Here is a 25163-nt window from a genome sequence, read left to right as displayed (position 1 = left end):
AATTTTGAGGTTTAACTTTTTTTCTACCTGTCGATATAATGTATTGAGCAGAAAAATCGTTTAAGGAGGCGAACTTCCATGAAGATCCAAAGAAGTTATACAGAATATACGAACTTACCGACCGTTAAGGGTTCTAAGAATGTTGCCAAGCAAAGTCAAGCAATCAATGCTTCAAATGACAAGATCAATCTTTCATACACGGCAAAGAAGCTTCTTTGCCGTGCTGAAGTCCAGTCTTCTCATTCAGGCATCGATACCGACAAGGTTGCGCGTTTGAAGGCCGCTATTAACGACGGCTCATACCAAGTATCAGCTGAAAAGATTGCTGATAAAATGCTTGATGCCGTCGATGAAGAGAGGGCATAAACATGAACGAGGCCGAATTTCAACGCAATTTAACGAGATTCAAAGCTGTTTTGAAGCGCGAAAAGCGCTATCTGATTAAAAATGACGGTGAAAAGGTGACCGAAACGGTTTCTCAAAAAGAGAAGTTCATTCCGATTTTTGAAAACTATGACGGTCCCGTTTCTGATAAAACAAAAGCAATGATTGATGAGATTCAGGAATTACAATCAGTCAACCTGATGCTGACGAATCAAGCAATTGCTTTTCAAAAGACATTGATGGATGCGATTCAAGCCAATCTGAAACAGCCGAGCGGAACGTATTCGAAGTACAATCAGATGCCAAAGGAAAGTTCGGTGTCTCTGGTTGATCAGCAGGCTTAAGAGGAGGAGAAAACATGTCAGGTTTATTTGGCACATTGGGCACGGCCACGAGCGGCATCACTGCCAATCAGGTTGCCCTTCAGACAACTGCACATAATATTGCGAACACGAATACGGATGGCTATTCAAGACAACGTGTCCACATGACGACGAAGCCTCCATACGTGATTGCGGGAACCGGAACAATCGGAACGGGCGTTAACGTTACCGGCGTAGAACGCGTGGTTGACGATTTCGTTCGTTCTCAGATTCGTGAAGCAAATTCTAAATATACTTACAATACGCAAAAATCAGACACGCTCGGTCAGTTGGAAGATATTTTGCATGAACCGTCAAACGACGGCGTGATCAAGGCACTCAACACTTTGACCGACAGTTGGCAAAAATTGGCAGAAAACCCTGAACTTGGGACTTCCAAGACTTTGGTCGTTGAAAATGCCAACTCGTTTGCTGATTCGATTCACCAAATGGCAACGCAGATTAATCAGTTGTACAAGGATTCGATTTCGAATCTGCAAAAATCAGTGCTTGATTTCAATGAAAAGATTGATCAATTGGCAGACATCAACAAGAAAGTGTTCACGTTGACGTCTCGTGGCGAAACGCCAAACGATTTGCTTGATCAGCGCGATACCCTGTTGAAGGATATTTCCGGTCTCGTCAACATCAATACCGAATTTGACGGATACGGACGCACGACGCTTTCCGTTGACGGTCAAACGATTCTTGACTTCAAGAATGAAACGCACAACACGCTCAGCGTCGTTGTCGGAACTGATGCCAACGGCAATGCGCTCGTTTCCGATCGCGGCGATTCATCAAAGTCAAACGTTGCTTTGGGTCGTCAGGCCGAAGTCGGCACGGTCATGCTGACGAAGAAAGATGATGCTGGCAACACGGCTTATTCCGAAATCAAGACGTCAGAAGGCGACATGGGCGGCTATCAGGAATCTGCCAAGGAAATCCTTGAACACTTGGACGAATTGAACGACTTCATCGCAAAAATCGGCAAGGTCACCAACATGGTCATGACTGGTGGGCAAAACAAGCTTGATGGATTCTTCACGTTGGGAAATGATCCTTCAAGATATGCGCTTGATTTCAAGGTCAACGATGCGATTGCGAAGGATCCTTCAAAGATTCCGGCCGGAAAGGCGCTTGACGGCACGGGCAGTGCCGGCGACGGCTCCAGAGCGTTGGCCGTTTCCTGGGCAATGAAGACGAAGTTCAAGACACCGGTCAGGGATGCCGATCTTGATGCTTACAACGAATCAACGATGAAATTTAACGAAAGCCAGGACGGTCAGACTTTTGCCGAAACGTTCAACAATATCGTGACGAAAAACGGGATTTCAAAGCAAAAGGCAGACAACATGGCTGCTGCACAGAAGGTTGTCCTGAACAACTTGGAAAACAAGAACGAATCAATATCAGGCGTCAACATCAACGAAGAAATGTCCGACGTGATCAAGTTCCAACAAGGTTTCCAGGCAAATACCAGAGTGCTGAGCGTAATTGCAGAAATGCTCGATACGCTTGTCAACAAGACGGGGGTGTGATTTAGATGCGAATTTCGACTAATATGGTTAATGCCGATTTCTTGAATAATCTGGCAACAACGACAAACAAGGTTCAAAGTACGATGAATCAGCTGGCAAGTCTGAAGGAAGTCAACAAGGCTTCCGACAATCCGTTGCTTGTTTCGAAGATTCTTGACTTGAACGTGTCTATTTCACAAAACAGTTCATATGCAACGACAATCAGCGATGCCAAGGACTGGACAACGACTCAGGACGGTGCTTTGCAGCTGGTTGAGAAGTCAATGAACAACATTCGAAACATTATCGTTGCCGTCAACAACTCGGGGACTTTGACCGATGCCGAATTTAAGGCATACAGATCTGAGCTTCAGCAGGAGATCGGCACGATCGTCGACGCAATGAACACTAATTACGACGGTCGCTACATCTTTGGCGGATCGAAGACGACGGAACCGCCGTTTGAAATTACTAAGGATGCAAACGGCGAAGTCAACGGCTTGAAGTATAACGGCGATGAAACCAATCTTGCGCGTGAAATTTCCAACGGTGTTTCGATCAACTTGCTGACTAACGGCAATTCGGTCATGAACGCCCAAGGTGCCGGAAAAGATTTGGGAACGTTCTTTAACGAACTCGTTGCCGACTTTGACAAGCATGACGAAGCAGCAATTGCAGACTTGTCGAAGAAGCTCGGCGAAGTTGACGTGTTCAAGAACAACATCGTCAACTACAATACTCGCATCGGGGCTATCGAAAAACGAATCGATGCGGCCAAAGATCGCAATGACAGCGAGAAGATAACGCTGAAGAACACGTTGTCGACGCGCCAGGACGTTGATATTGCGCAAAAGTACATGGAATATCAAAACCAGATGCTTGCTTACAAGTCAACGCTTGCGATGGGCACGAAGATTATGCAGACGACGGTACTTGATTATATGTAAGAAAAAACTTGGGACTCAAGCGAGTTCCAAGTTTTTTTCATTTCTACGAATTAAGCTTATCGTACCTGCTGCTGATTCCGTTCATGACGTCAGCAAACAGCATCTCAGTGATTTCTTCTTCATTAAAAAGCATTTTTAAAATCGAATCCGTCAAAAGCTTGCGTGCGCTTTGCTTGAGCGCAGCAATCGGAGTATCATCTTTGTTAAATTCCGTTTGGCAAAATTTCTCATAGATTTCAATCGTTTTGTTCAAATTAAACACGTTCAAAACTTCACCGATGACCTGGTGTTCTTTTTCATAGATATATCTGCAGTTTTTCTTGTTTTCAAAGTACATTTGCGGTGAAGTTGGCAAGAGATAGCATGTTTGACTGTCGCAAAACGTGACGGCCATCGTTTTTTCACCGGAACGCAGGTCGAGTTTGACCTTGTTCAGCATGATCCAGTTCGTTGAATGACGATATGTTCCGCCAAGCGGCATAAGCTCAATTTCCCCCCACACGTAGCTCAAAGGAGCGATGCGCTTTTTTTGCTTAAGCCCAAGGCAGGCACGGTCGACGAAAAGCCCGATTCCTTGCGCTTCGATCAATTCGTTGATCAGGCGCTTGGTCTGTTTTTGAGTAACGATCACGCGGTCAGCTTCAACGAGCATGGCATTGATCCTGGCAAATTCAGGGTATTCATCCTCGTTTGGTTTGAAGTTCAGGATCAGATTGGTTTTGTAAATATCGATCTTTGCTTCTCTTTCAAATACGGCATGTCGCATCAAATGCTTGAAGCCGTCTTTTGAAAAATCAACTACCTGACAACAAGCGCAGTTTGATTCCTGTTTTTTGTTCATATAATTCCCCCAGTAACAGTTAAATTTTGGCGTTCTTTTGGAAAAAGAACAATTTCAGTTTAAAATGTAATTTAAATTAAATCAAGTTTTTTCTTTATTTTAACATAAATGTAATATTAGTTTTTGGTGCGTTTCAAGCAAAGTGGACTAAAGGCCTCTTTTTAACACAAATGACAACCGTTTTCGTTTAAAGACAGCTTGTTTAAAAAAATGCGCCAAAATGAGATTACAGGTTTATTCAGATCAAAGAGTCCCTTAAAATAACAACTATCTTGAAAAACGGGGGATGTTTATGGGAGAACATGAAGAAGAAGCAGTCGAATATATGAAAGAAAAAAATCATGAAGGGATGATCTACGGAATCATCAAGCGCTTCGGCATAAGCAGGTATTCAAGCAGCTATGATGATTACGTCGTGTTGGGGATGATTTTGTTCGTCAAAGGCTACGTCGAATTAATTAACAGGGATCCTGACGCAGAAGAAAACAGGATCAACGCATATTTGTATCAAAAGATAAAATGGGGTATTTTGGACGAATTGAGAAGAAAAAAGCGTGAAGAAGAACACAGAACGGATGTCGTCGATGAAACATCCAATGATTATTTTGCCAAGCTTCCGGACAATGACGTTGATGCTGAAACACTGGTCACCATCAGGGATCAGTTAAGCGAACTGTTCAGAAGATGCAATGATTTTGAACGCGAATATCTTGAATATAAATTGAAAGGATACACCGAAATGGAGATTTCGCGGCATCTGAAACAGACGCACACCAAAGTTTATCGTGCGCGCAACAGCATCAGACGGATAGCTTGTGAAATATTTGATAAAAGCTAGAATGAAATGTGAAAAAATACTGGAATTTTTTAATTAAATTATGTAAAATATTAGATGAGCAGCGATGGGGGTCTCTGCTCAATAATCATCAAAAGGAAATGAGGTCAAAGGTATGAAAACGGGTACAAAAGTTAAGGAGAGCGTTCTGGCGCAGGCATGCGATTTATGTTTCGGACGCTATTACTTCATCTCGCATCCAGCCGTTTCAATCTTCGGAGCGGAACGGGAAGATGCTGCTTTCTTCTCCGTAATTGCAGATAATAAGGAAAACTTCAATTATCGCTTGGTCGAAGAATACGATGAAGAAAAGCGTCTCAGTCGTCTGGACATTCTTTTGACTGTTGGCGACAGCCGACCCGTCGTCTTGGATCTGCTCCGCGAATCCGGGATTGAAAATCCGAACGCCTCATCTTTCGAATATAAGATGCTTATGAAAGAATCCTCTTTAATCATGCGCTGGTTCAGACGTCGCTTCAAGCGCGAAGATTCGTTTTGATCAGGCATGAATGTTATTAACTGATTACGCTAAAGCTGCCGTCCGTTTTGGACGGCGTTTTTTTTTTTTGCGAAAAATTTTAATAAATAGCTTAAAAGATCTGAGATGCTGACGATATATAATCATGTAATCAGTTAATGATACAAAAGAAATGGAGGAATTTAACATGCGTATTAACACAAACGTCGCAGCTATGAACACATACAGCCGTTTGACAGCTGCAAATACCGCAAAATCAAACTCATTGGCAAAACTTTCATCAGGTTTGCGTATCAACAAGGCCGGCGATGACGCTGCAGGTTTGGCAATTTCAGAAAAGATGAAGTCACAAATCGGTGGTTTGACACAGGCAAAGCGCAATGCCCAAGACGGCATCTCTTTGGTACAAACAGCCGAAGGTGCTTTGAACGAAACTCACAGCATTCTTGGACGTATGCGTGATTTGGCAGTTCAAGGCGCAAACGATACGTTGACAGAAACAGATCGTGGTTCCATCAACAAGGAATTAAAGGCTCTTCATCAAGAACTTACTCGTATTGCTAGCACAACTGAATTCAACACGAAGAACTTGTTGGGTAAAGCAAACAATGCATTCACATTCCAAATTGGTGCAAATGAAAATCAAACGTTGACGGTTACAATTGGTGCGATGGATGGTACGACGTTGCTTGGATCGACAGATGCAACGTTCCAAATCAATGCCGCTGCTACAAATGTTCGTATGGCAAATGGTATGATTAGCGCAATCGATAAAGCTATTGCAACTGTTTCAAATCAACGTGCCGACCTTGGTGCCGTTCAAAACCGTTTGGAACATACGATCAACAACCTGACGGCAACGAACGAAAACTTGTCAGATGCCAACTCACGTATCCGTGACGTTGACATGGCTGAAGAAATGATGACGTTCACGAAGAGCAACATTCTTTCTCAAGCTGCAACATCAATGCTTGCGCAAGCAAACGCAATGCCAAACTCAGTTTTGAGCTTGCTTCAAGGCTAAAAAAAAGTTTGCTGATAAAAAAGCGACAATCGATTCGGTTGTCGCTTTTTTATTATTTTAAGAAATTTTTGGCATCTTTCAGAAATCTGACGCTGCGTAAGTTTTGAATCTTTCAATAACAATTCTAAAATGTCCGACTTATGTTTGTTCATAAAAATACTCATCTCCTTTTTTCGTGAACGTGATATTTATATCGAACTATTTTGAAAGGATTTAAATAAAAATCATCGATTACCTTAGATTTTTCAATCGTTCTTTTGCTGGATCGTAATCATTGCACTTTTTATATGCTTTGATTGCTTTTTCTTTAAAGCCTAAAACTTCATAAATGACGCCGATGTTAAACCAAGCAGCAAAGCTGTTTGCGCCAGGACGGCTTGAATCAGCGAATTCAGTGGCTTTTTTAAAGCATCTGACAGCTTCGTCAAAATTTCCGAGATTCATGTAGACATGGCCAAACATAAAGTATCCATCGGCATCTTCGTAGGGCAGCCGTAAAAGTTAATTATTTCAGCTGCTTTTTTTGCTTCATTTAAGTTGAGATAGTCAAAACATAAATCGTCAAGTGCAGACCAAAAATATTCAAAATCATGCCTGGGAGAAGTCTGCAATGATTTCAGATAGGCTTCAGAAGCGTTGACAAAGTCCTTTTGAATATCGTATGTTCGGCCGAGTTGATATAAAAGATAACTGTCATCTGGAGTTTCTTTGAGCTTTTTTTCAATCATTTCTCGATATATCTGTGCTTTTTTTTGATTGAGGTTTTCATTTGCATAGCCATGATGAATGATTGAAACTTCCAAATCGACCATTGAACGGTTGATTTGACTTGCTGAAACGAGCTGTTCATGAACTGATCCTTCAAAGTGAAAAAATTTGCGGTTGAAGATTCTTGAAACGTATCCCTTTTCAAAGGAATGATTGCTTTGAAGATTCAAAATTTCGATTCTGCCGATATTTTCCGCACTTTTTTTGAAAAATCAAGCAGTTGTCGGCAATTTATTTTGCTTATTTCCTCATCTGAATCCAGCGAAAAGATAAAATCATTTGTTGCTTTTTTATGGCAAAGTTTCTTGCATCCGCAAAATTATTGTTCCACGTAAAGTCAAAGATCCGGTTCGTATAGCAACGTGCGATTTCTTTGGTTGAATCGCTTGGTCCAGTGTCCGCTATGACGATTTCATCAAAGTAATTTGATGATGATTGTCTTTCAAGCGTTTTGGCGTTGTTTTTTGTAATTATGCAAACTGAAAACGGTAATTTTTTCATTAAGATTTGAAACCTCCATTATTGATGATTCGATTATAACAATGCAATATGGAAGATTTATAAAGAAACATTATGTAAAATGAAAATTTCTCTGAATAAATCACCGAAAGATGCTTAAACAAATTGTCGTGTTGCCGATATATAATCATGTAATCAGTTAATGATACAAGAGAAATGGAGGAATTTAACATGCGTATTAACACAAACGTCGCAGCTATGAACACATACAGCCGTTTGACAGCTGCAAATACCGCAAAATCAAACTCATTGGCAAAACTTTCATCAGGTTTGCGTATCAACAAGGCCGGCGATGACGCTGCAGGTTTGGCAATTTCAGAAAAGATGAAGTCACAAATCGGTGGTTTGACACAAGCAAAGCGCAATGCCCAAGACGGCATCTCTTTGGTTCAAACAGCCGAAGGTGCTTTGAACGAAACTCACAGCATTCTTGGACGTATGCGTGATTTGGTAGTTCAAGGCGCAAACGATACGTTGACGGCAGAGGATCGTGGCTCCATCAACAAGGAATTAAAGGCTCTTCATCAAGAACTTACTCGTATTGCTAGCACAACTGAATTCAACACGAAGAACTTGTTGGGTAAAGCAAACAATGCATTCACATTCCAAATTGGTGCAAATGAAAATCAAACGTTGACGGTTACAATTGGTGCGATGGATGGTACGACGTTGCTTGGATCGACAGATGCAACGTTCCAAATCAATGCCGCTGCTACAAATGTTCGTATGGCAAATGGTATGATTAGCGCAATCGATAAAGCTATTGCAACTGTTTCAGATCAACGTGCCGATCTTGGTGCCGTTCAAAACCGTTTGGAACATACGATCAACAACTTGACGGCAACGAACGAAAACTTGGCAGATGCCAACTCACGTATCCGTGACGTTGACATGGCTGAAGAAATGATGACGTTCACGAAGAGCAACATTCTTTCTCAAGCTGCAACATCAATGCTTGCGCAAGCAAACGCAATGCCAAACTCAGTTTTGAGCTTGCTTCAAGGCTAAAATTGAAGATAACTTGAAATAACTTAGAAAAAGCTGGTATCCTCCTTTAAGGATGCCGGCTTTTTTTCGATACAGTAAGAGAAGAGGTGATTAGTTTGGAGACATGGGTTGAAGAATTACCTAAGAAAAAGTTCTTTTCCAGAGTAAATACGACAGAATGTCTGGTAACGATTTCGATGCTGGTTTCGAACCGAATCGATACGGTTGAAAAGTGCTTTGAATCGTTCAGACCATTGTTGGAACAAATTCCAAGTGAGTTTATTGCTGTTGATACCGTAGGTGATGAAAAATCTGACGGTTCGGTTGACGTTGCAAGAAAATATGCTGATAAGATAGTTCATTTCGAATGGTGTGACGACTTTGCGGCGGCAAGAAATGCCGGCCTTAAGGAAGCACGTGGAAAGTGGCTGATATATCTGGATGATGATGAATGGTTTGATGATGCAGGTCCGCTGATCGATTTTTTCTCCAAACCAGAGCTTTACGAAAATTATGATCGCATTTCAATGATGGAACATAGTTATACTTCTGCATCCCAAATTGATTATGTCAGCAATAAATTCTCAAGAATCAGTGCAATAGTTCCAGGGTCTAAATTCGTTGATCCAGTTCATGAGCTGTTAAAGGGGATTGTCTACAGAAACGAATATTATCTCAAAGAAACGTTTGTGCATCACGTCGGCTATATCGGAAAGCTAAGCAATAAGAAAGCCAAACGCAATCAGCAAATTATGAATAAAGAGCTTGAAAAAAATCCTGGGAACTTCCATCTGTGGCTTCAACAAATAGCTGGTGCAGGTGATGATGAAAAAGAAATGCTTAAATTTTCAGAAAGGGCTATTTCTACTCTAAAAAGCCGTGAGCTTGATGATTGGAATATTACTGATTGGATCGAAATTTTTCTTTACAGAATGCGTGGATATGCTCGTCTAAAAATGTGGTCTGATCTAGATGTTAATGTGGATGTGTTTTTGGAACATGTTAAGAATCCCTTTTTCAGAGGGGTAGCAGCTAAATTTGAACTCAGTCGAGATTTAAATGAAATCGGCATTGAAAAAGCAAGCAAATGGATTCACATTTACTTTGATGCGGTTGAGTATTGCGAGAAAAATAACCGAAATTCGGAAGAAATGTCCTATTTCTTTGGCCATGATATCAGCAAGGATACAATGTATGATGCTGTCGAGATGTATTTTAATCTTTGTTCAAAAGAAAGTCAGGATGCGTATGAAGAAATCAAGAAGATGATTCTGGATGTTCCTTGGAATATTTTTGATGAAAAAAGGAGCAATGTTTTAGCTTCAAGTTTGAAATATGCGATTAATGAGGAAGATAATGCAATTGTAGAATTTTTGAGTGAAAATTTCGTGACTGACGGAATCTTAAGTGATGAATTTGTAAAACAACTTGATCGAATCGATATCGGAATTGAATCCGATACTGCTCAAGAGAAATTTGATCAGATGATTGAGATGATAGATGCCAAAAGCGACTCTCTTTGGATTAAGCAGCATGCCAGAAAAGAAGTTTCAGATGATGAATTGAAGAACTCATTGTGCGATGGAATAACATTCAAGTATCCGAATGAAGATCTTATCAGAATTTGCGTTGAAAACGGACATTCCCCACAAAGGTATGTTGAAAATGTTTCATTTGAAGATGTTTCAAAATCGGTCAGTGCAATTGTCACGAAAGAATCGATGCATCTTGATGGAATTCCTGGATTTGCATCAAGGATCGAATCCGTTTGGGAAAGTACAGTGCAAAGAAACTATCTGTTGGCTAATCTTAGAAAACGTTATATTTTTCAAGAATCAATGGCTTTGTCCAAAGTTATGGACGAAAGCGAGAAATATTGCCAAAATATGCTTGAATACGCTAACAATATTTATTTGCCCGAACTTTGTGACTCCGCATCAGAATTGCTGCCATCGGAAGTAAGATTTGCCATTTTATTTGGAAAGGCATTGAAACTTAAGAAAGATAATCATTTGAAAGAATGCTTGACGTATCTTCAGGAAGCTCTTGAAGTTTTCAAATATTCCGAATCTTTGATTAAGCGGATAATTCAATCAATTGAACTCGAGCAAAGAAAGCGTGTAGCGGTAAATAATGAAATGGCAAGACTTGGCAATCAGGTCAAATCACAGATCGTAGCATTGATTTCCCAAGGTCAAAATGAAGTTGCAGCTGGCTTATTGAATGAATTGAAACAAATAACTCCGGAAGATCCTGACTTGGCAACGCTTGAAAAATTATGTCAGTCATAAATCACAATTATGTAAACTTTCCTCGCTTGTTTTTTGGCGTTTTTGTGAAAATTTAAAAAATCAAGCATTAAAAATCCCTCATGTTTTGTCGATATAAAAGAGTGGTAAAAGGATTCGGAGTCGTGTCCAGCACTGCTCAGGTTATGTTGAAAGAGGGTAAGAATATGAACTTAGATGGAACGCAAGGAATTCAGCCGCTTCAACCAATGTCCGGGGTTGATCGTGTTCAAAAAATAAATACCAACGTCTATAATCCTGCTGAGAATTCAATCAAAACGAATGTCAGTCGCGATCAAGAACATTTGAACGGCTATGAAACATCCAAGCAGAAACAACAAGCCAAAAACGTTCAGTCAGATAGTTCTGATGATATGAATCTGGATGAGGAAATGGACTTGTTCAAGGAACAAATCAGCGAAGAACTTGAGAAAATGAATGACAGATTGACGAATAAAAATATCAATCTGGAATTCAAGATGCATCAAAGAACGCATCGAATTTACGTTGAAATGGTAGATAAGACAACTAAAAAAGTCATCAAGGAAATTCCTTCCAAAAAGATGCTTGACATGATCGGCAGAATTTGGGATGAAATGGGAATTGCAATAGATAAGAAAGGATAGTGAATATCATGAGCAGCATTACGACTTCTACAACGGCAGGATCCATCAGTTCTTCAAGCTACATGGGTCAATATACCGGGATTACTTCTGATACAATTGATCAATTGCTTCAATCAGACGAACTCAGAAAGACCGTTATTCAAAACAAGATTGACAAGATTAATACCAAGTCTCAAGCATGGACCGACATCAGTACGCGTTTAAGCAATTTAACAAGCAAGCTTGATGTTTTGCAGGATGAAGCTACTTATCAAACGAAAAAGGTCACTTCAAGCGATGATACGATAGCAACTATTTCAGGAACTTCAGATTCAATGGAAGGTTCATACGACCTTGTTGTTAAGCAGCTTGCAACTGCAAGTAAAATTACGGGCGACGTTGTTTCAAAGGCAGACGGGACGACTAAAATTTCGACTAAAGATGCGTTAGGTTATAGCGGCAAGCTGACGATTACGAATGCGTCAGCCGACGGAAGCGAATCTAAGACGATTGAATTAGATATTAAAGCTACGGATTCTTTAAAAGACATCGCAAATGCCATCAATAATGCCAAGGATCCTTCAGACAAGGAAGGAACAAAGAGTGCCGGGCTCAAGGCTACGATTGTCAACAACCAGCTTGTCGTCACATCGGAGGAGATGGGTGACAGGAAATTGACAATCGGCGGTGACCTCAAGGACAAGCTAGGATTCGCTGATAATGTCGTGAAGAGGACGAAGGGACAGAGTGCAGAGTTCACGCTGGATGGCATTGACATGACAAGAAACAGCAACAGTCCGACTGACGTTGTCGATGGTGTTACGCTTAATTTCAAAAAAGCTGATGCCTCTAAAACGATTACGCTTGGTTTGACGAATGATACGGATAAGGAATTATCTGCCGTCAAAGATTTCGTCAGCCAGTATAACAGCGTTATGAGTTTTCTTAGCGAGAAGATGGACGTTGGCGATCCTTCCAAATCTGATAATACGACCGGTGCTTTGGCCGGGGATTCAACTTTGATTTCGCTTCAATCGAAGCTGCAAAGTACGGTTCTAGGCGGTAAGTCAGTCAATGGCGTCAGTGCATCAACGCTAGGACTGAGCGTTGATCGTAACGGCACGCTTTCGCTTGATGAAACGAAATTCAAGGCACAGCTTGCCAAGAATCCTAATGCCGTCAAAGATTTCTTCTTTGTTGATACTTCAAGCAAGTATTCGACTGAAAAAACCGGGACAGGTTATACGGCTGATTTCAAAGCAGTAATTGATCGGTATACTTCAACCAAGTCAGGCAGCGAAGGAGTCATTTCTTTGCGCAAGTCATCGTATCAAAGTGAAATCAAGGACTACAACAAGCAGATTGAACGAATCACGGAACAGATTGCAACAAAGCGTGCACGCTACGTCACGATGTTTACCAATCTGGATGCAGCAATCGGAAACTTGCAGTCGCAATTTTCTTACTTCCAGTCTCAAAACTCATCAAGAAATAGTTAGTCAGTCAGAGGGTGTTGATTTATGGCGGATAAAAAAGAAACGATGGCTTTTCTTCAAGCAGTCCTTGACAATCTTGAAGAATGCGACAAAAAGCTTTCTTCAATTGAAGATGTTATTCAAAAGAATGCAAAACTTCTTGAGAGAAGAGAAGCGCTTGATTTTTCTGCATTAAGTTCCGACGAAGCTCAATTAGTTGACAAAATTAATGCCAAATATCAGGAATTAATGATTTGGACTGAAGATCAAAAAGTTGACGTATCGCGTGAAATCGGAAGATTAACCCAAGTAGAAAAGTTGGCAAAGGGTTACGTTGACGATAAAGAACTTTCTTCAAGAATTGAACTTTACTATTAAACAAGGAGGAAGAGATGACAAATCCTTACGCTAGTCATAAAAATGATTATCTGAGAAATCAGGTGATGAGTGCTTCTCCTAATAAGCTGATCGAAATGCTGATTGAGGGTGCGATCAAAAGCATCAAGAAAGCTGAGATGGCAATCGAGGATAAAAAAATCGAAGCAGCAAACAATGAAATCGTTCATGCGCAAGACATTGTGGATGAATTAAAGTTCAGCGTTAATAAAGAAATTGAAGGTGACATTCCGCAACAGCTGATTTCAACATATGATGTTGTTGAGCAGGAATTGATTCAGGCTAACATTCATAAAGACAAAAATCATCTTGAAATTGCGTTGACGATGTTGAACGAGCTGCTCGATGCTTGGAAGCAGATTACTAAATAAGAGAAGGGCGGAAGATTTTTTTCTTCCGTCTTTTGTTTAGATTATGTTTGAATTCTTAATGATTTAATTTACATAAAATGGTTAAGAGTTTTACATAAACAGGGATTAGAAAATTAACAATTTTATCAGACAATATAGTTAACGCAAACTGATGGTACGGAGGAAATCAAATGATCAAAGACAAAGAGATGGGGAAAAAACTGTTAGAAAGCATCGAGACATTGAACGAAGCAGCTTACGAGCTTTATTCGATGGTTTTAAATGATAACGAAAGGTTAGATGATTTCGTTAAAACGATGCAGGCACTGTTGATCGGAATCAAGGGAAACGTCACCGGTTTGGTTGTCGAAGAACCAGCACTAAAATGTAATCTGTTAGTTGACAACGCTTTGGACACGTTGGAAAAACTTGGTGAAATCAGCGAAAAAAAGAGAAAACTCGGAATAATCAAAAATGAACTGATTCCTGAAATCGGTGAAACATACGTTGATTTGTTGTTTTGGGGCGGATGCTTCCCTGACCCTGACGCAATGTTTGAATATTACAACAATCAGATGAAAGAGTTTTATCCTTCACCAGAAACAGATAAAGGTCGCTATCGTTATGATTTGTCTGTTGCAGTGATGGCAAATACCGAGGTCGAACAAGTTGAAAAATGCCTAAAATCCTTAAATGCCGCAGTTCCTGAAGAATTGAGATGCGAATACGTTTTGTTCAATGACGGTGCAGGGGAAAAAGTTGCAAAGTATTTCGATGGACTTGCGGATAAGAATGTCAAGGTCATTAACTATAAGTATCAAACAAACGCTCCGAGCGTAATATATCAGCTGGTTGAAGGCAAAGACGTCTTGTTTTTGACGACAGAAAATATTTTGTCGAAAACGGCAGTTTCCAACATGATGAAATGCTTGACATCGGATAAAAAAATCGGTGCCGTCTGTCCTGCATTCGTTGAAGAAGACAAACTTGATGATACCGAAAGCAATGAGTATCTGTGGCATCAAAAATCAGAATTGAACACGGACGTTGTTTTAGCCCCATCAAGCGAAATCTTGATGCCGACGATGCTTGGAGCATATTTCCCGTTTATGGCAAAACGATATACGGAATTTTCAAGCAAGGCAATGTCTTTGATTGGTCGAAGAAACGGGAAAATTCTGTATGAGGCTGGGGATGCTTTGGCATACAGAGTTCATAAGGAAAAGGACGAAGACATCGTTTTGGAAGGAATCAAGCAATTTGAGCGAATCATGGGAATCAACCCGATGCTTGAACAAGATGTTGATCAAGATTTGCTGTCTGGACTTGATTTTAAAAATAAGGAAAAAAGAGTCGATATTTTAGGAATCAACAGCAGCTTCGGAATCAATCTGTTAGCGATTCAAGATCGTGTCAGAGAAGAATCAAAAAATCTTCGGACAAATATCTATAGTCTCAATGAAGAAGAAGCCTATGAGCGCGATCTTGAGACAATTTCCAAAAAGAGTCGATTCATTTCTGATTGGGATAAAGACTTTGACAAATGTTTCCCGAATGCTCGCTTTGATTATATCGTGATGGAAAAGACCAACGATAAATTGCTTGATTTAATGTTGTTGCTCAAGCTGCTTGAACGTTTAAAAGATGGCGGTTCCCTGGCAATTCATACGGCAGAGGAAATGCCGCTCAGCGATTATGAGCCGAGAAAAGTTGTGGGAGACTGGCAGATTTTGTATAAATAGATTTGTGGGGTGACATTAATGAATGTTACGATTATTGGTGGGGGAAATATCGGAACCTTGATGGCAGCAGAGGCTGCTGATAAGGGTCATACTGTTACGGTTTGTACATCAAAGCCTGATTTATGGAAGAAAGAAATAGAAGTGTATGATTCAGACGATAATCTGTTAATTAGTACACAAATTTCAAAAATTACCAGTTCGATGAAAGATGCAGTAAGCGGCGCTGATCATATTTGGGTGACCGTTCCGGGGGAAGCATTCATGGATATTGCTGCCAGAATGCTTCCTTATGCGATAAAAGGGCAGAAGATAGGAATTATTCCTGGATTTGGCGGAGCGGAATTTGCATTTAAGAAGTTGATAGACAAGGGATGTATATTGTATGGATTCCAGCGTGTTCATAGTATTGCCAGACTAAAGGAATACGGTAAGGCGGTGTATCAGTTGGGACGGAAACATAAAATCGAAATAGGTTCGATACCCGCCTCCAATGTTTCAGATATTTGTGATTTTATAGAAGAAATCTTCAATATTCCATGTGTTTCCTTGCCTAATTATCTTTCAGTTTCTCTTACACCATCAAATCCAATATTGCACACTTCCAGATTATATTCCATGTTCAAAGATTATACACCTGGTAAAAAATACGACAGGAACTTTCTTTTCTATAAGGAATGGTCACTAGAAGCATCAAAACTGATGATATCATGTGATGACGAGTTACAGCTATTATGTAAGACAATTCCGATGAATCTTGATAATGTACACTCTTTGAAGGATTACTATGAGAGTTATACAGCAGAAGATATGCAAAGAAAAATCAGCAGTTTGGATGCCGTAAAGAATTTGAAGTCACCAATGACAGAGGTTGAAGGAGGATGGATTCCCAATTTTAATTCAAGATATTTTAGAACCGATTTTCCTTATGGTATTAACGTAATCATCAAGATTGCAGACATCTTTAATGTAGATACTCCAACGATGGACGAAATATGGAGCTGGTATCGCGATTTGGTTTCAAATGAAGAGACCGTTGATATGGATATGTCTGTAAATGAATTCTTGAAATTATATCAATAATCGGGGGCTGTTTGACTTGGATAAATTAATTTTGACTGATGATCAAATAGAGAAACTGCACAAGGTTGGATTGGAAATGCTGATTGAATTTGACCGTATTTGCCGAAAAGAGAATATAAAATATTCAATAGAATCGGGTACTCTATTGGGAGCAGTCAGGGATGGCAGGTTCATTCCATGGGATGATGATGTGGATGTATCCATGACGCGTGCTGAATATAATAAGTTTTTCGCTGCTTGTGATAAATATCTCGATAAATCGAGGTTTTTCCTGGATTGTCATGAAAATGATTCGGAATATATTTTCGGGTATAGTAAGTTGAGGAGATTAGGAACTGTTTTCAGACAGATCGGTCACGAGACTCTGACTCAACGTAATGAGATATTCATGGACATAATTATCTTGGATAATATCCCCGATCATCATATTAGCAGGATTATTCATTCAAAGATATGCAATATTATTAAAACCATTTTGAATGCACAGTTGAATATTAAAAGCAATAATCCAATAGTGAGGCTGAGAAGTAAACTTCTGATGCTCATTCCACGAAATGCAGTTTTTTCCATATTATATTCATTTGAGAGAATTAATAACAGGAAAGATACTGAATTATGCAGAGTGTATACATATACCCCTGCAAGTGGATGGGGAGTACCAACCAAATGCTATAAAAAATATCGCGATATAAAATTTGAAAATCATAAATTCATGTGCTTTGATGACTATGATTCATATTTGAAGTATGCATATGGAAATCACTACATGGAATTGCCATCTGTGGAAAAGAGAAAACCGCATATTAACGTTTCCGAATTGTCATTTGGGGACATATTTGGGAAGGAAGAGTGATTTGAAGGATTTTGATTATGAGCAGATGAAACTTGGAAAGTTATATCTGCAAAAAGGTATAAAGAAGGAAAACAGTTCATTGAAAGGCAAGAAAAAAGCAGAAGAAATTAATAATACTGCCATTGAAAACCGAGATGAGATAGTCAGGTTTGAAAGGGAAATGATCGGAAAATCAGGCGATGAGTTATATATTACGCCCCCTGTATATGTGTCATATGGATCCAATATTGAAGTTGGAGAAAATTTTTATGCTAACAAGGACTGTATCTTTATGGATACCAGCTCCATTAAGTTCGGGGACAATGTAATCGTGGGGCCAAGGTGTTGTTTCTATTGTGCAGGACACCCGATTTATGGTGGTGTGAGATCTCAGGATAACGATTATTTCGAATTTACGTTACCTATTACAGTTGGTAATGATGTTTGGATAGGAGGCAATGTAATTGTTCTCCCCGGTATTACAATAGGCGATGGGTCTGTTATAGGGGCTGGTTCTGTCATTACTGATGACGTACCATCCAATGTCATAGTTGCAGGAAATCCTGCAAGAGTATTGAGAGAAATAAACAAGGAAGATGAAATAAAGTGGAAGTCTCTGAGAGAAGAATATTATAAGGAAAAAAAGAGATTTGAAGAATTTGGTATTTAATGGGAGATGTCACTATGCTTAATTTTACAGTAGGCCCCGTAATGAGCAATCAGGAGATTCTGAGTATCGGTGCGCAACAGGTACCATACTTCAGGACACCTGAGTTTTCCAGGATAATGTGTGAAAACGAAAATCTGATGAAGAAGTTTTCCAAGGCCCCCGATAATTCGCGTGCAGTTTTCATTACAGGGTCTGGTACGGCTTCCATGGAAGCTGTTGTCATGAATGTCTTCGATGAAAATGACAAGGTTCTGATTGTGGATGGCGGCAGTTTCGGACATCGTTTTGTTCAGTTGTGTAATATACACCAAGTACCATATGAAACGATTGTTCCTGAAGAAGGATGCAGCGTGACGCCTGAACAGCTAGCAGAATATGACGGTATGGGATTCACGGGCTTTTTGGTCAATCTTGATGAAACCTCAAGGGGCGTTCTGTACGACATTGATGCCATCAGTGATTTCTGTAATCGTAACGGCCTGTTTCTGGTCGTGGATTCAATCAGTTCATTTCTTTGCGATGAATTCGATATGGAAAAACTGAATGTGCAGGTCATGATTACGGGATCTCAGAAGGCACTTGCATGTCCTCCGGGGATTTCCGTGATTGTACTGAGTCCGGAAGCTATGGAACGTGTTTGTTCAAGACAAGTTCGCAGCATGTATCTTGACTTGAAGTCGGCGCTGAAGAATGGTGAACGGGGACAAACACCCTTTACACCTGCAGTTGGAATACTGTTGCAGATTAATGCCAGGTTGAAGCAGATTGAAAGTGAGGGTGGCGTAGAAGCGGAAATTGCTCATACTGCAGAAATAGCAGGAGATTTCAGAAGAAAAATCAGACATCTTCCGTTTGAGATAGTTTCCAAATCACTTTCCAATGCAGTTACCCCCCTTCATCCGCTGAACGTGTCGGCCTACGATATTTTCACTTGTCTTAAGGATGAATACGGAATCTGGGTATGCCCGAATGGTGGAGAAATGGCCGACAGGGTATTTCGTGTCGGGCATATCGGTTGTCTGACAATTGAAGATAATGACAGGCTTATTGGGGCTTTTGAAGATATGCAGAAAAGAAATCTGCTCTAAGGAGTTGTGTTATGCGAAAGAGAACAGCAAAGAAACTAGTTAAATGTGTTGATGATATTCTGTCCAGTATGGAAATGCTAACGAAATTTAAAGAGAACAGTTACATGGTTTCTAAGGTCAAGAATGTTTACAGCGATAATATGGCAGTTTTAGAAAACGAAAAAGATGCGGGACAGAGGTATTCTGAATTGTTAGATGAATTCAAGAAGAAAATTGAATCTTCTGAGATTGAGGGTGCAAAGAAAACAGCTGATGATTTCAAGAATTTGATTTCAGGTAGCATTGTTTACAAAGTTGTCTTCATGCCGTACAAGGCATCAATGTGGGATTCTTTGGAAAGTGTCTGGATGGCTGCAGACAAGGATGAGCGTTGTGAGGCACTTGTCGTTCCGATTACATATTATGAATTGGACAGCAACAGGAATCCCGCCAAAAAGGTCAATGAGCGTGAAGGATTCCCTGAATATGTCCCGGTTGTCAATGATGAAGAATATGACTTGGAGAACGACCGGCCAGACATTATTTACATCCATAACCCTTATGATGATACCAATCTTGTTACACGTGTTGAAAGTAGATATTACTCCTGGAATCTGAAGAAGTACTGTGAAAGACTTGTATATATTCCGTATTATAAGTGGATTGACGGTGTCTCATCGACCGTTTTCAGGTCTGCAATGTATTATGCTGACTACACAGTTCAGAGTTCAGATGACGCGGTTAAGAGATGCATTGAGGCTTCACCGGATTATGCCAGGTTACTCGGTATGGAAAACGTTGAAGTCAGAAATGCAATGGAAGAAAAACTGATTAATCTTGGAAGTCCTGAGGTTGACAAAATTGTCTCATTGGATGAGGAAACGGCAAAAATGCCTGAGGAATGGAAGAAAAGGGTCATTAAATCACGTGTCAATGTCTTGTATAACACAACCATTGATGAAATCTTTGTTGCAAAAAGTCTTGATAAAGTAAAGGAAACTTTGGAAATATTCAAGAGGCAGAAGAACCGTGCTTTTGTTATCTGGCGACCACATCCTTTATTGAGGCAGACTCTGCAATCAATGTTGCCACACCTTCTGGATGAGTATGATGAAATCATGCGTGCGTTCATGGATGATGATTACGGTGTTCTGGATATTAATGCAAGTATGAATCACTCCATTTTCTGGTCGGATGCATACTACGGGTTCAGAAGTTCAAGCTTAACGGAATTGTACAAGTATACTGGAAAGATTGTCTTGAAAGATTCACCAAAGATTGTACGAGTTGAATCAAATATGTCTGAGAATACATTGTTGGCAAGATTAAGGGAAACGAATGTTGTTAATGAGCCTGAGGTTTCCCTTGAGAATATGATAGATGTTATTTATGGTAATGGTGAATTGAAGAATGGGAGCTGTGTCAAAGCGACAAATAGCGGAATAAAGATTAATGATTATATGTTAAATGAAATTTCATTTTGATAATGAATTTTATGTGATTGTGTAATTTTGTTAATCATGCCTTTTAAGAAGGGAGGGGCACTATTTTGAAAAAGGTTATAACATACGGAACTTTTGATATGCTCCATCAGGGACATTTGAATATCCTGAAACGTGCCAAGGAGCTTGGTGATTATCTCATTGTCGGTGTGACAAGCGATGACTTTGATTCAAGAAGAGGAAAAATCAATGTCCAGCAGTCCATGATGGAACGCGTCGAGGGAGTCAAGGAAACGGGACTTGCCGATCAGATTATCATCGAAGAATATGAAGGTCAGAAGATTGATGACATCAACAGATTGGGCGTTGATGTCTTTGCAATCGGATCGGACTGGAAAGGGAAATTTGACTACCTGTCAGAATTCTGCCAGGTTGTGTATCTTGAGCGTACCAAGGGAATATCAAGCACGCAGATCAGGACGCAGCATAATCACCTTAATCTGGGACTTGTGGGTAATGTAAAACGTCTGTGGAAAGTGGCCAATGAGGCTGTTGCCATCAATGGAATCAATATTGTTGGTACGAGCGGTGAAGGTCATGACAATCGACTTGATGAACTTCCCGGTTATTCATTTGAAGAGATTATTGATAAATCTGATGCGGTCTTCATTGAATCTGACGTGAAGGACAGGTATGAACAGGTTAATTATGCCCTTAATCACGGACGGCACGTCCTGTGTGATTTGCCGATGGCAATTGGCGCAAAAAAGCAACGTGAACTTCTGAAAAACGCCAGAAAGAATGACTGCGTTTTAATGTCAGGTATAAAGACAGCCTATTCTACGGCATATTACCGTTTGTTGCTTATGGTCAAGAGCGGTGAAATAGGGGATGTGGTTTCCGTTGAAACGACATGTACAAGTCTTGATGAGATTTCAAAACTTTCGGAGTATGCATCAAACAATATCTGGAACTCCATGGATGCCTGGGGGGCAACGGCTCTGATGCCTGTTTTTCAGATTCTGGGGACGGATTATGTTGACAAGAAGATAATTACGAGGAAAACCGACAGCTACTTTGACCTTTTCACCAGAATGGACTTTGTTTACGGTAATGCCGTTGCTACAGCCAAGGTAGGAAAAGGTGTAAAGTCCGAAGGAGAGATGATAATCTCTGGTACAAAGGGTTATGTATACGTTCCGTCTCCCTGGTGGAAGACGGACTATTTTGAGATAAGATACGAGGACCAGAACAGAAACAAGCGGTTTTTCTATGAACTTGAAGGAGAAGGATTCAAGTATGAACTGGTCAACTTCCAACGGGCAATAAATCGTGGCAAGACAATCAACTATACCAGTGACAAGGTGCTGGAGGAGATAAGCAAGGTGTATGATGACTTCTATGGTGGCAATGGTGTGAAGAGGATATAGGAGCGATTACTTCCTTGTGTCAGAGCACTATACAATATTTTTTATAGCGCAAGCACTTCCTTACTTTGAATTTAGCAGTTAAGTTGTAATGCAGTGGTGACTTGCGTTTCCTGTTTTTCATGGGAGAAAGTCAGAAATCAGATATTTTGACTTGATTTCGGTTTCTCAATTGCGGTTTTATCAATTAACCTATCGTAAATTTTTTCATGCTCTAATTTTTCAAAGTCGTTGTCAAGTGATTTAATCAACTCGGGCAATTTTGGATTTGTTTTTATAGGTGTATAATATCTTTTAGATTGTCGTCTCAGGCAATAAATGTATGCACTAAAAACAATATCAACAACCTCGACATATTTAGTCATGAATGATATAACTGTATCGATATATTTATCTGAGAAAGCAAGCCTGATATCTGTAGAAAGTTTTTCATTGCTCTGATGTATCTTTGGTATGCATTCTAACCTAATGCTATGAATGTCTGAAAGATTGAAGTAGTTGTTTTTTTCGGTTAAAGCGACAAGAAGGTAATCAGGTGCATAGTATATATTATCAGATTCGATGTCTCTCTTGAGGGCATTCCGGTTATTGCTATAAGCTTCCAACATTTCACGTAGGGTAATCAGAATTGCTTTTCGGTCCCCATATAAGAAACGTTTATTTTGTGATTTGCGGTTTATAGAAGCAGATGAAAAGTTGGATGTAATACTTATAATGCTGGTAAATAATGTTGGTAAAAAATTGATTTTTTCTAGTAAGTTCATTTAAGAACAATCCTTTCATAGATATTTTGTTAAAATAAGATGATGCAGAACGAAGCTCGGCTATATCTTAATCTTGTTAAATTATACACCTTATTTCGAGCATGTCAACTACCGCTACCGTTGATTTGATTTTTGCGTCATTTTTTGTTAAGAGTTGATATCTAGACGGCAGATTTCCGGGCATTATCCCTAAGTTTCAGTATTACTGATAGTCGTCGTGAGATTTCTCAAGGATGCGGGAAATTTTCTGAAGAAGCGTTCAGATTCGTAGACCGGTTTCGTTATTATATTTGTAGGCCTACAAATGATTCAGATGTAAAGCATTGATTGCCTGGCTTTTGGGGGAGACAGGACGACATTGCTTTTGATGAGTCAAAATCTGTTGTCACTGGTTTTTGCTGGGAGGGATTTTGATGAGGACATTTGAGTTGAGACTGAATACTCACTTTGGTAAGTTCAGACAGAAGCTTTGGTTGAAGTATTCATACGTTAAGTTGAAAAAGGAATGAAACGGCAGCTGCGAAGGCGGCAGGCGCATGGCGTCTGTCGCCTTTTATGTATATACATAACTGTACGTTAGCTTAAAAGTAAGCGGTCGTTAAATAAGCGTTCTTCATAAACCTCTGATGTCTTGGTATGCTTTAAACATCAAGTATATCGGAGGTTTAAATATGAAATTGGATGACGTAGTGGAAGTCAACCTTGTTGACCGAAGCCCTTGTCAAGGGCGGATTTAAATTGTCGTTTTATGGCGGTTTAAAATTGTATGATTTGGGCGATTTAAGAACTGACCGATGCTAAACGGTATGACTTTCCCTTAATCTTAATCACGTGTGAGTGATAATAGACAAGGCGGTCTAAAATGGCCTCTGCGGTCGCCGTGCTATTAAGGACGGTTCCCCAACTTGATAATGGCACATTGGTCGTTATGATCGTTGATTTGCGTTCATAACGGCCATTTATTAGTTGAAACACATTCGCCGATATCGGCAGATACCCAAGTTCGTCAATGATTAATATCTCATCCTTTCGTAAACGTCTTTTCGCATACTCACCACTTCCTCAAAAGATTAATAAAGTGAGTATACAAAAAATGCAGGAAAACCGACAATTTTAAACCGCCGATTTCCTGCATTTTACAACCGCCCTTTACAACAGCTTAACTACGGAAAAATTTCGCAACTAAGCTGCCTAAGCACAAAATAATATTTTTCGATGCAAAGTGAGTTCAGCATCATATTCAAAGTTCCATTGATAATTCCTCTTGTCATCCAAGAAAAAGTTGATATACATTAAACAAAGAATAATTAATACCAAATCTATTATCAATCATTTTGTTGCTATTTACACTTGTTTTTTAATATCCCAAGTGCTATACCACATCTACCCCCTATGGGGCAATAAATATTCCTGTTTATAGGACCGGAAATGTGCATGTGTTTTCGGTTCTATTTTTTTGTGTGCAAAAAAATCCCAAAACTTCTTTCCACTTTAAAAGATGTTCAGAATATGCTTTTCTTGGCCCAAGGCGTAGTTTTTGGCTCTTCCCAATGCTGATTTGGCAGATGCGGTAACTGAAGCTACGAAGCTCCGTTGTAAATTCGGATTTCAACATCTTCTATAATAATTTTCGCAGCCATTTCCTGACCGGTCGATATGTTTCTTTAGGGTGTCAAGGGCGATTTAAGAACTGACCGATGCTAAACGGTATGACTTTCCCTTAATCTTAATCACGTGTGAGTGATAGANAGACAAGGCGGTCTAAAATGGCTTCTGCGGTTGCCGTGCTATTAAGGACGATTCCCCAACTTGATAATGGCGCATTGTTCGTTATGATCGTTGATTTGCGTTCATAACGGCCATTTATTAGTTGAAACAGCAGCTTGGATTCATTCGCCGATATCGGTAAATACCCAAGCTCATCAATGATTAATAGATCATACCTTTCGTATCGACGCATTACTCGTTCTAGATGTTGCTTTTCTTGAACTGCTTTCAATCTAAGAATTAATTCGTGACAGTTTATGAATAATGTTCGCACGCCTAAACATTTGAATAAAGTATCCTGTTTCTGATCCAGGGTTAGTTTTAAAAACTTGAATTTGGAATAAGGCAAGACATATAAGAAAATACTGAATGTATGTGAAACACCGTTCCGATCGGTCATCGTGACCTGTTCTTTCCAATCAACTTGAGCACTTAATCCAATTGTATGCTCAACTCTAATCGTTGCTTTTTTTGTTTGTGCTTTATGAAAATGACGACAATAATCTTTAACGATTGTGTACTTGCCGGTAAAGCCTTTTTCAACGATAAAGTCATAAATCGATCTGGCAGAACAACCTGCAGCGTATTTGTCT

26 protein-coding genes and 2 pseudogenes are annotated in these 25163 nt (G+C 39.8%); 20 read left to right on the top strand and 8 right to left on the bottom strand.

Going from position 1 to position 25163, the window contains the following annotated elements:
• Positions 1-78 precede the first annotated feature (78 nt).
• The 4 genes from flgM to flgL are packed head-to-tail and all read left to right on the top strand — an operon-like array spanning position 79 to position 3213.
• The gene (gene flgM, locus LRC_RS08245) at positions 79-366 is read left to right on the top strand and encodes a flagellar biosynthesis anti-sigma factor FlgM (protein WP_014073970.1); all 288 of its coding nucleotides are present in this window, start codon (positions 79-81) and stop codon (positions 364-366) included.
• Between the two features lie 2 nt (positions 367-368).
• Positions 369-728 (top strand): flagellar motor switch protein, encoded by a 360-nt coding sequence (locus tag LRC_RS08240; protein WP_014073969.1) that lies wholly within the window; start codon positions 369-371, stop codon positions 726-728.
• Between the two features lie 14 nt (positions 729-742).
• Positions 743-2287 carry a flagellar hook-associated protein FlgK gene (gene flgK / locus LRC_RS08235; protein ID WP_014073968.1) on the top strand — a complete coding sequence of 515 codons (1545 nt, stop codon included), beginning with the start codon at positions 743-745 and terminating at the stop codon, positions 2285-2287.
• A 5-nt stretch (positions 2288-2292) separates the two neighbouring features.
• The gene (gene flgL, locus LRC_RS08230; RefSeq protein WP_014073967.1) at positions 2293-3213 is read left to right on the top strand and encodes a flagellar hook-associated protein FlgL; all 921 of its coding nucleotides are present in this window, start codon (positions 2293-2295) and stop codon (positions 3211-3213) included.
• Positions 3214-3256: 43 nt separating this feature from the next.
• On the opposite strand, the gene LRC_RS08225 is transcribed toward flgL, so the two are convergent.
• Complete coding sequence (locus LRC_RS08225; RefSeq protein ID WP_014073966.1) at positions 3257-4054, bottom strand: hypothetical protein; 798 nt, start codon at positions 4052-4054, stop codon at positions 3257-3259.
• Positions 4055-4346: 292 nt separating this feature from the next.
• On the opposite strand from LRC_RS08225, the gene LRC_RS08220 reads away from it, so the two are divergent.
• From LRC_RS08220 to LRC_RS08210, 3 genes are all read left to right on the top strand, one after another.
• A complete protein-coding gene (locus LRC_RS08220) occupies positions 4347-4892 on the top strand; it encodes a sigma-70 RNA polymerase sigma factor region 4 domain-containing protein (protein ID WP_041820092.1) in 546 nt (181 codons plus the stop codon).
• Positions 4893-5004: 112 nt separating this feature from the next.
• Positions 5005-5388, top strand: a complete 384-nt coding sequence (locus tag LRC_RS08215) for a hypothetical protein (protein ID WP_014073964.1) — start codon at positions 5005-5007, stop codon at positions 5386-5388.
• 166 nt (positions 5389-5554) lie between these two features.
• A complete protein-coding gene (locus LRC_RS08210) occupies positions 5555-6391 on the top strand; it encodes a flagellin N-terminal helical domain-containing protein (RefSeq protein ID WP_014073963.1) in 837 nt (278 codons plus the stop codon).
• Here the strand turns inward: LRC_RS08210 and LRC_RS12025 are convergent.
• From LRC_RS12025 to LRC_RS08195, 4 genes are all read right to left on the bottom strand, one after another.
• On the bottom strand, positions 6388-6543 hold the full coding sequence (locus LRC_RS12025; RefSeq protein WP_241531271.1) for a winged helix-turn-helix transcriptional regulator: 156 nt from the start codon (positions 6541-6543) through the stop codon (positions 6388-6390). The two genes, LRC_RS08210 and LRC_RS12025, sit on opposite strands and share 4 nt — an antisense overlap.
• A 79-nt stretch (positions 6544-6622) precedes the next feature.
• The gene (locus LRC_RS08205) at positions 6623-6853 is read right to left on the bottom strand and encodes a tetratricopeptide repeat protein (RefSeq protein WP_046922116.1); all 231 of its coding nucleotides are present in this window, start codon (positions 6851-6853) and stop codon (positions 6623-6625) included.
• Positions 6832-7329, bottom strand: a complete 498-nt coding sequence (locus LRC_RS08200; RefSeq protein WP_041820087.1) for a hypothetical protein — start codon at positions 7327-7329, stop codon at positions 6832-6834. The genes LRC_RS08205 and LRC_RS08200 overlap by 22 nt, the downstream gene beginning before the upstream one ends.
• Before the next feature lie 70 nt (positions 7330-7399).
• Complete coding sequence (locus LRC_RS08195) at positions 7400-7660, bottom strand: glycosyltransferase (protein ID WP_049780077.1); 261 nt, start codon at positions 7658-7660, stop codon at positions 7400-7402.
• A gap of 189 nt (positions 7661-7849) precedes the next feature.
• Between LRC_RS08195 and LRC_RS08190 the strand changes: the two genes are divergently transcribed.
• The 13 genes from LRC_RS08190 (at position 7850) to LRC_RS08125 (ending at position 22042) form a co-directional block, all read left to right on the top strand.
• A complete protein-coding gene (locus LRC_RS08190; RefSeq protein WP_014073962.1) occupies positions 7850-8686 on the top strand; it encodes a flagellin N-terminal helical domain-containing protein in 837 nt (278 codons plus the stop codon).
• 86 nt (positions 8687-8772) lie between these two features.
• Positions 8773-10956, top strand: a complete 2184-nt coding sequence (locus LRC_RS08185) for a glycosyltransferase (protein WP_241531270.1) — start codon at positions 8773-8775, stop codon at positions 10954-10956.
• 164 nt (positions 10957-11120) lie between these two features.
• On the top strand, positions 11121-11579 hold the full coding sequence (locus LRC_RS08180) for a flagellar protein FlaG (RefSeq protein ID WP_143454950.1): 459 nt from the start codon (positions 11121-11123) through the stop codon (positions 11577-11579).
• 8 nt (positions 11580-11587) lie between these two features.
• Positions 11588-13057 (top strand): flagellar filament capping protein FliD, encoded by a 1470-nt coding sequence (gene fliD, locus LRC_RS08175; protein WP_014073959.1) that lies wholly within the window; start codon positions 11588-11590, stop codon positions 13055-13057.
• A 21-nt stretch (positions 13058-13078) separates the two neighbouring features.
• Positions 13079-13411 carry a hypothetical protein gene (locus tag LRC_RS08170; protein ID WP_014073958.1) on the top strand — a complete coding sequence of 111 codons (333 nt, stop codon included), beginning with the start codon at positions 13079-13081 and terminating at the stop codon, positions 13409-13411.
• A 14-nt stretch (positions 13412-13425) separates the two neighbouring features.
• Positions 13426-13800, top strand: coding sequence for a flagellar export chaperone FliS (gene fliS / locus LRC_RS08165; RefSeq protein ID WP_014073957.1), 375 nt, complete (start codon positions 13426-13428; stop codon positions 13798-13800).
• Between the two features lie 170 nt (positions 13801-13970).
• Complete coding sequence (locus LRC_RS08160) at positions 13971-15521, top strand: glycosyltransferase family 2 protein (protein ID WP_014073956.1); 1551 nt, start codon at positions 13971-13973, stop codon at positions 15519-15521.
• 18 nt (positions 15522-15539) lie between these two features.
• Positions 15540-16601, top strand: a complete 1062-nt coding sequence (locus LRC_RS11280; RefSeq protein ID WP_014073955.1) for an NAD/NADP-dependent octopine/nopaline dehydrogenase family protein — start codon at positions 15540-15542, stop codon at positions 16599-16601.
• 16 nt (positions 16602-16617) lie between these two features.
• A complete protein-coding gene (locus tag LRC_RS08145; protein WP_014073954.1) occupies positions 16618-17454 on the top strand; it encodes a LicD family protein in 837 nt (278 codons plus the stop codon).
• 25 nt (positions 17455-17479) lie between these two features.
• Complete coding sequence (locus LRC_RS08140; protein WP_041820368.1) at positions 17480-18103, top strand: DapH/DapD/GlmU-related protein; 624 nt, start codon at positions 17480-17482, stop codon at positions 18101-18103.
• Positions 18104-18117: 14 nt separating this feature from the next.
• On the top strand, positions 18118-19191 hold the full coding sequence (locus tag LRC_RS08135) for a pyridoxal-phosphate-dependent aminotransferase family protein (protein ID WP_014073952.1): 1074 nt from the start codon (positions 18118-18120) through the stop codon (positions 19189-19191).
• Between the two features lie 11 nt (positions 19192-19202).
• Entirely contained in the window at positions 19203-20654 is a 1452-nt protein-coding gene (locus LRC_RS08130; protein ID WP_014073951.1) for a hypothetical protein, read from the top strand.
• 65 nt (positions 20655-20719) lie between these two features.
• Entirely contained in the window at positions 20720-22042 is a 1323-nt protein-coding gene (locus LRC_RS08125; RefSeq protein WP_014073950.1) for an adenylyltransferase/cytidyltransferase family protein, read from the top strand.
• A gap of 137 nt (positions 22043-22179) precedes the next feature.
• On the opposite strand, the gene LRC_RS08120 is transcribed toward LRC_RS08125, so the two are convergent.
• The 3 genes and pseudogenes from LRC_RS08120 to LRC_RS10750 form a co-directional block, all read right to left on the bottom strand.
• Positions 22180-22803, bottom strand: coding sequence for a hypothetical protein (locus LRC_RS08120; RefSeq protein ID WP_014073949.1), 624 nt, complete (start codon positions 22801-22803; stop codon positions 22180-22182).
• A gap of 780 nt (positions 22804-23583) precedes the next feature.
• Positions 23584-23832: pseudogene (locus LRC_RS10755) on the bottom strand (ATP-binding protein); the annotation flags it as partial.
• A gap of 654 nt (positions 23833-24486) precedes the next feature.
• Positions 24487-24844, bottom strand: a pseudogene (locus tag LRC_RS10750) (ATP-binding protein); the annotation flags it as partial.
• Positions 24845-25163 lie beyond the last annotated feature (319 nt).

Origin of the sequence: Ligilactobacillus ruminis ATCC 27782, assembly GCF_000224985.1 — a bacterium.
In the GTDB taxonomy this organism is placed as follows: Bacteria; Bacillota; Bacilli; order Lactobacillales; family Lactobacillaceae; genus Ligilactobacillus; species Ligilactobacillus ruminis.
Note: the sequence above shows the minus strand (reverse complement) of the source record. Positions and strands in the feature narration are given on the sequence as shown.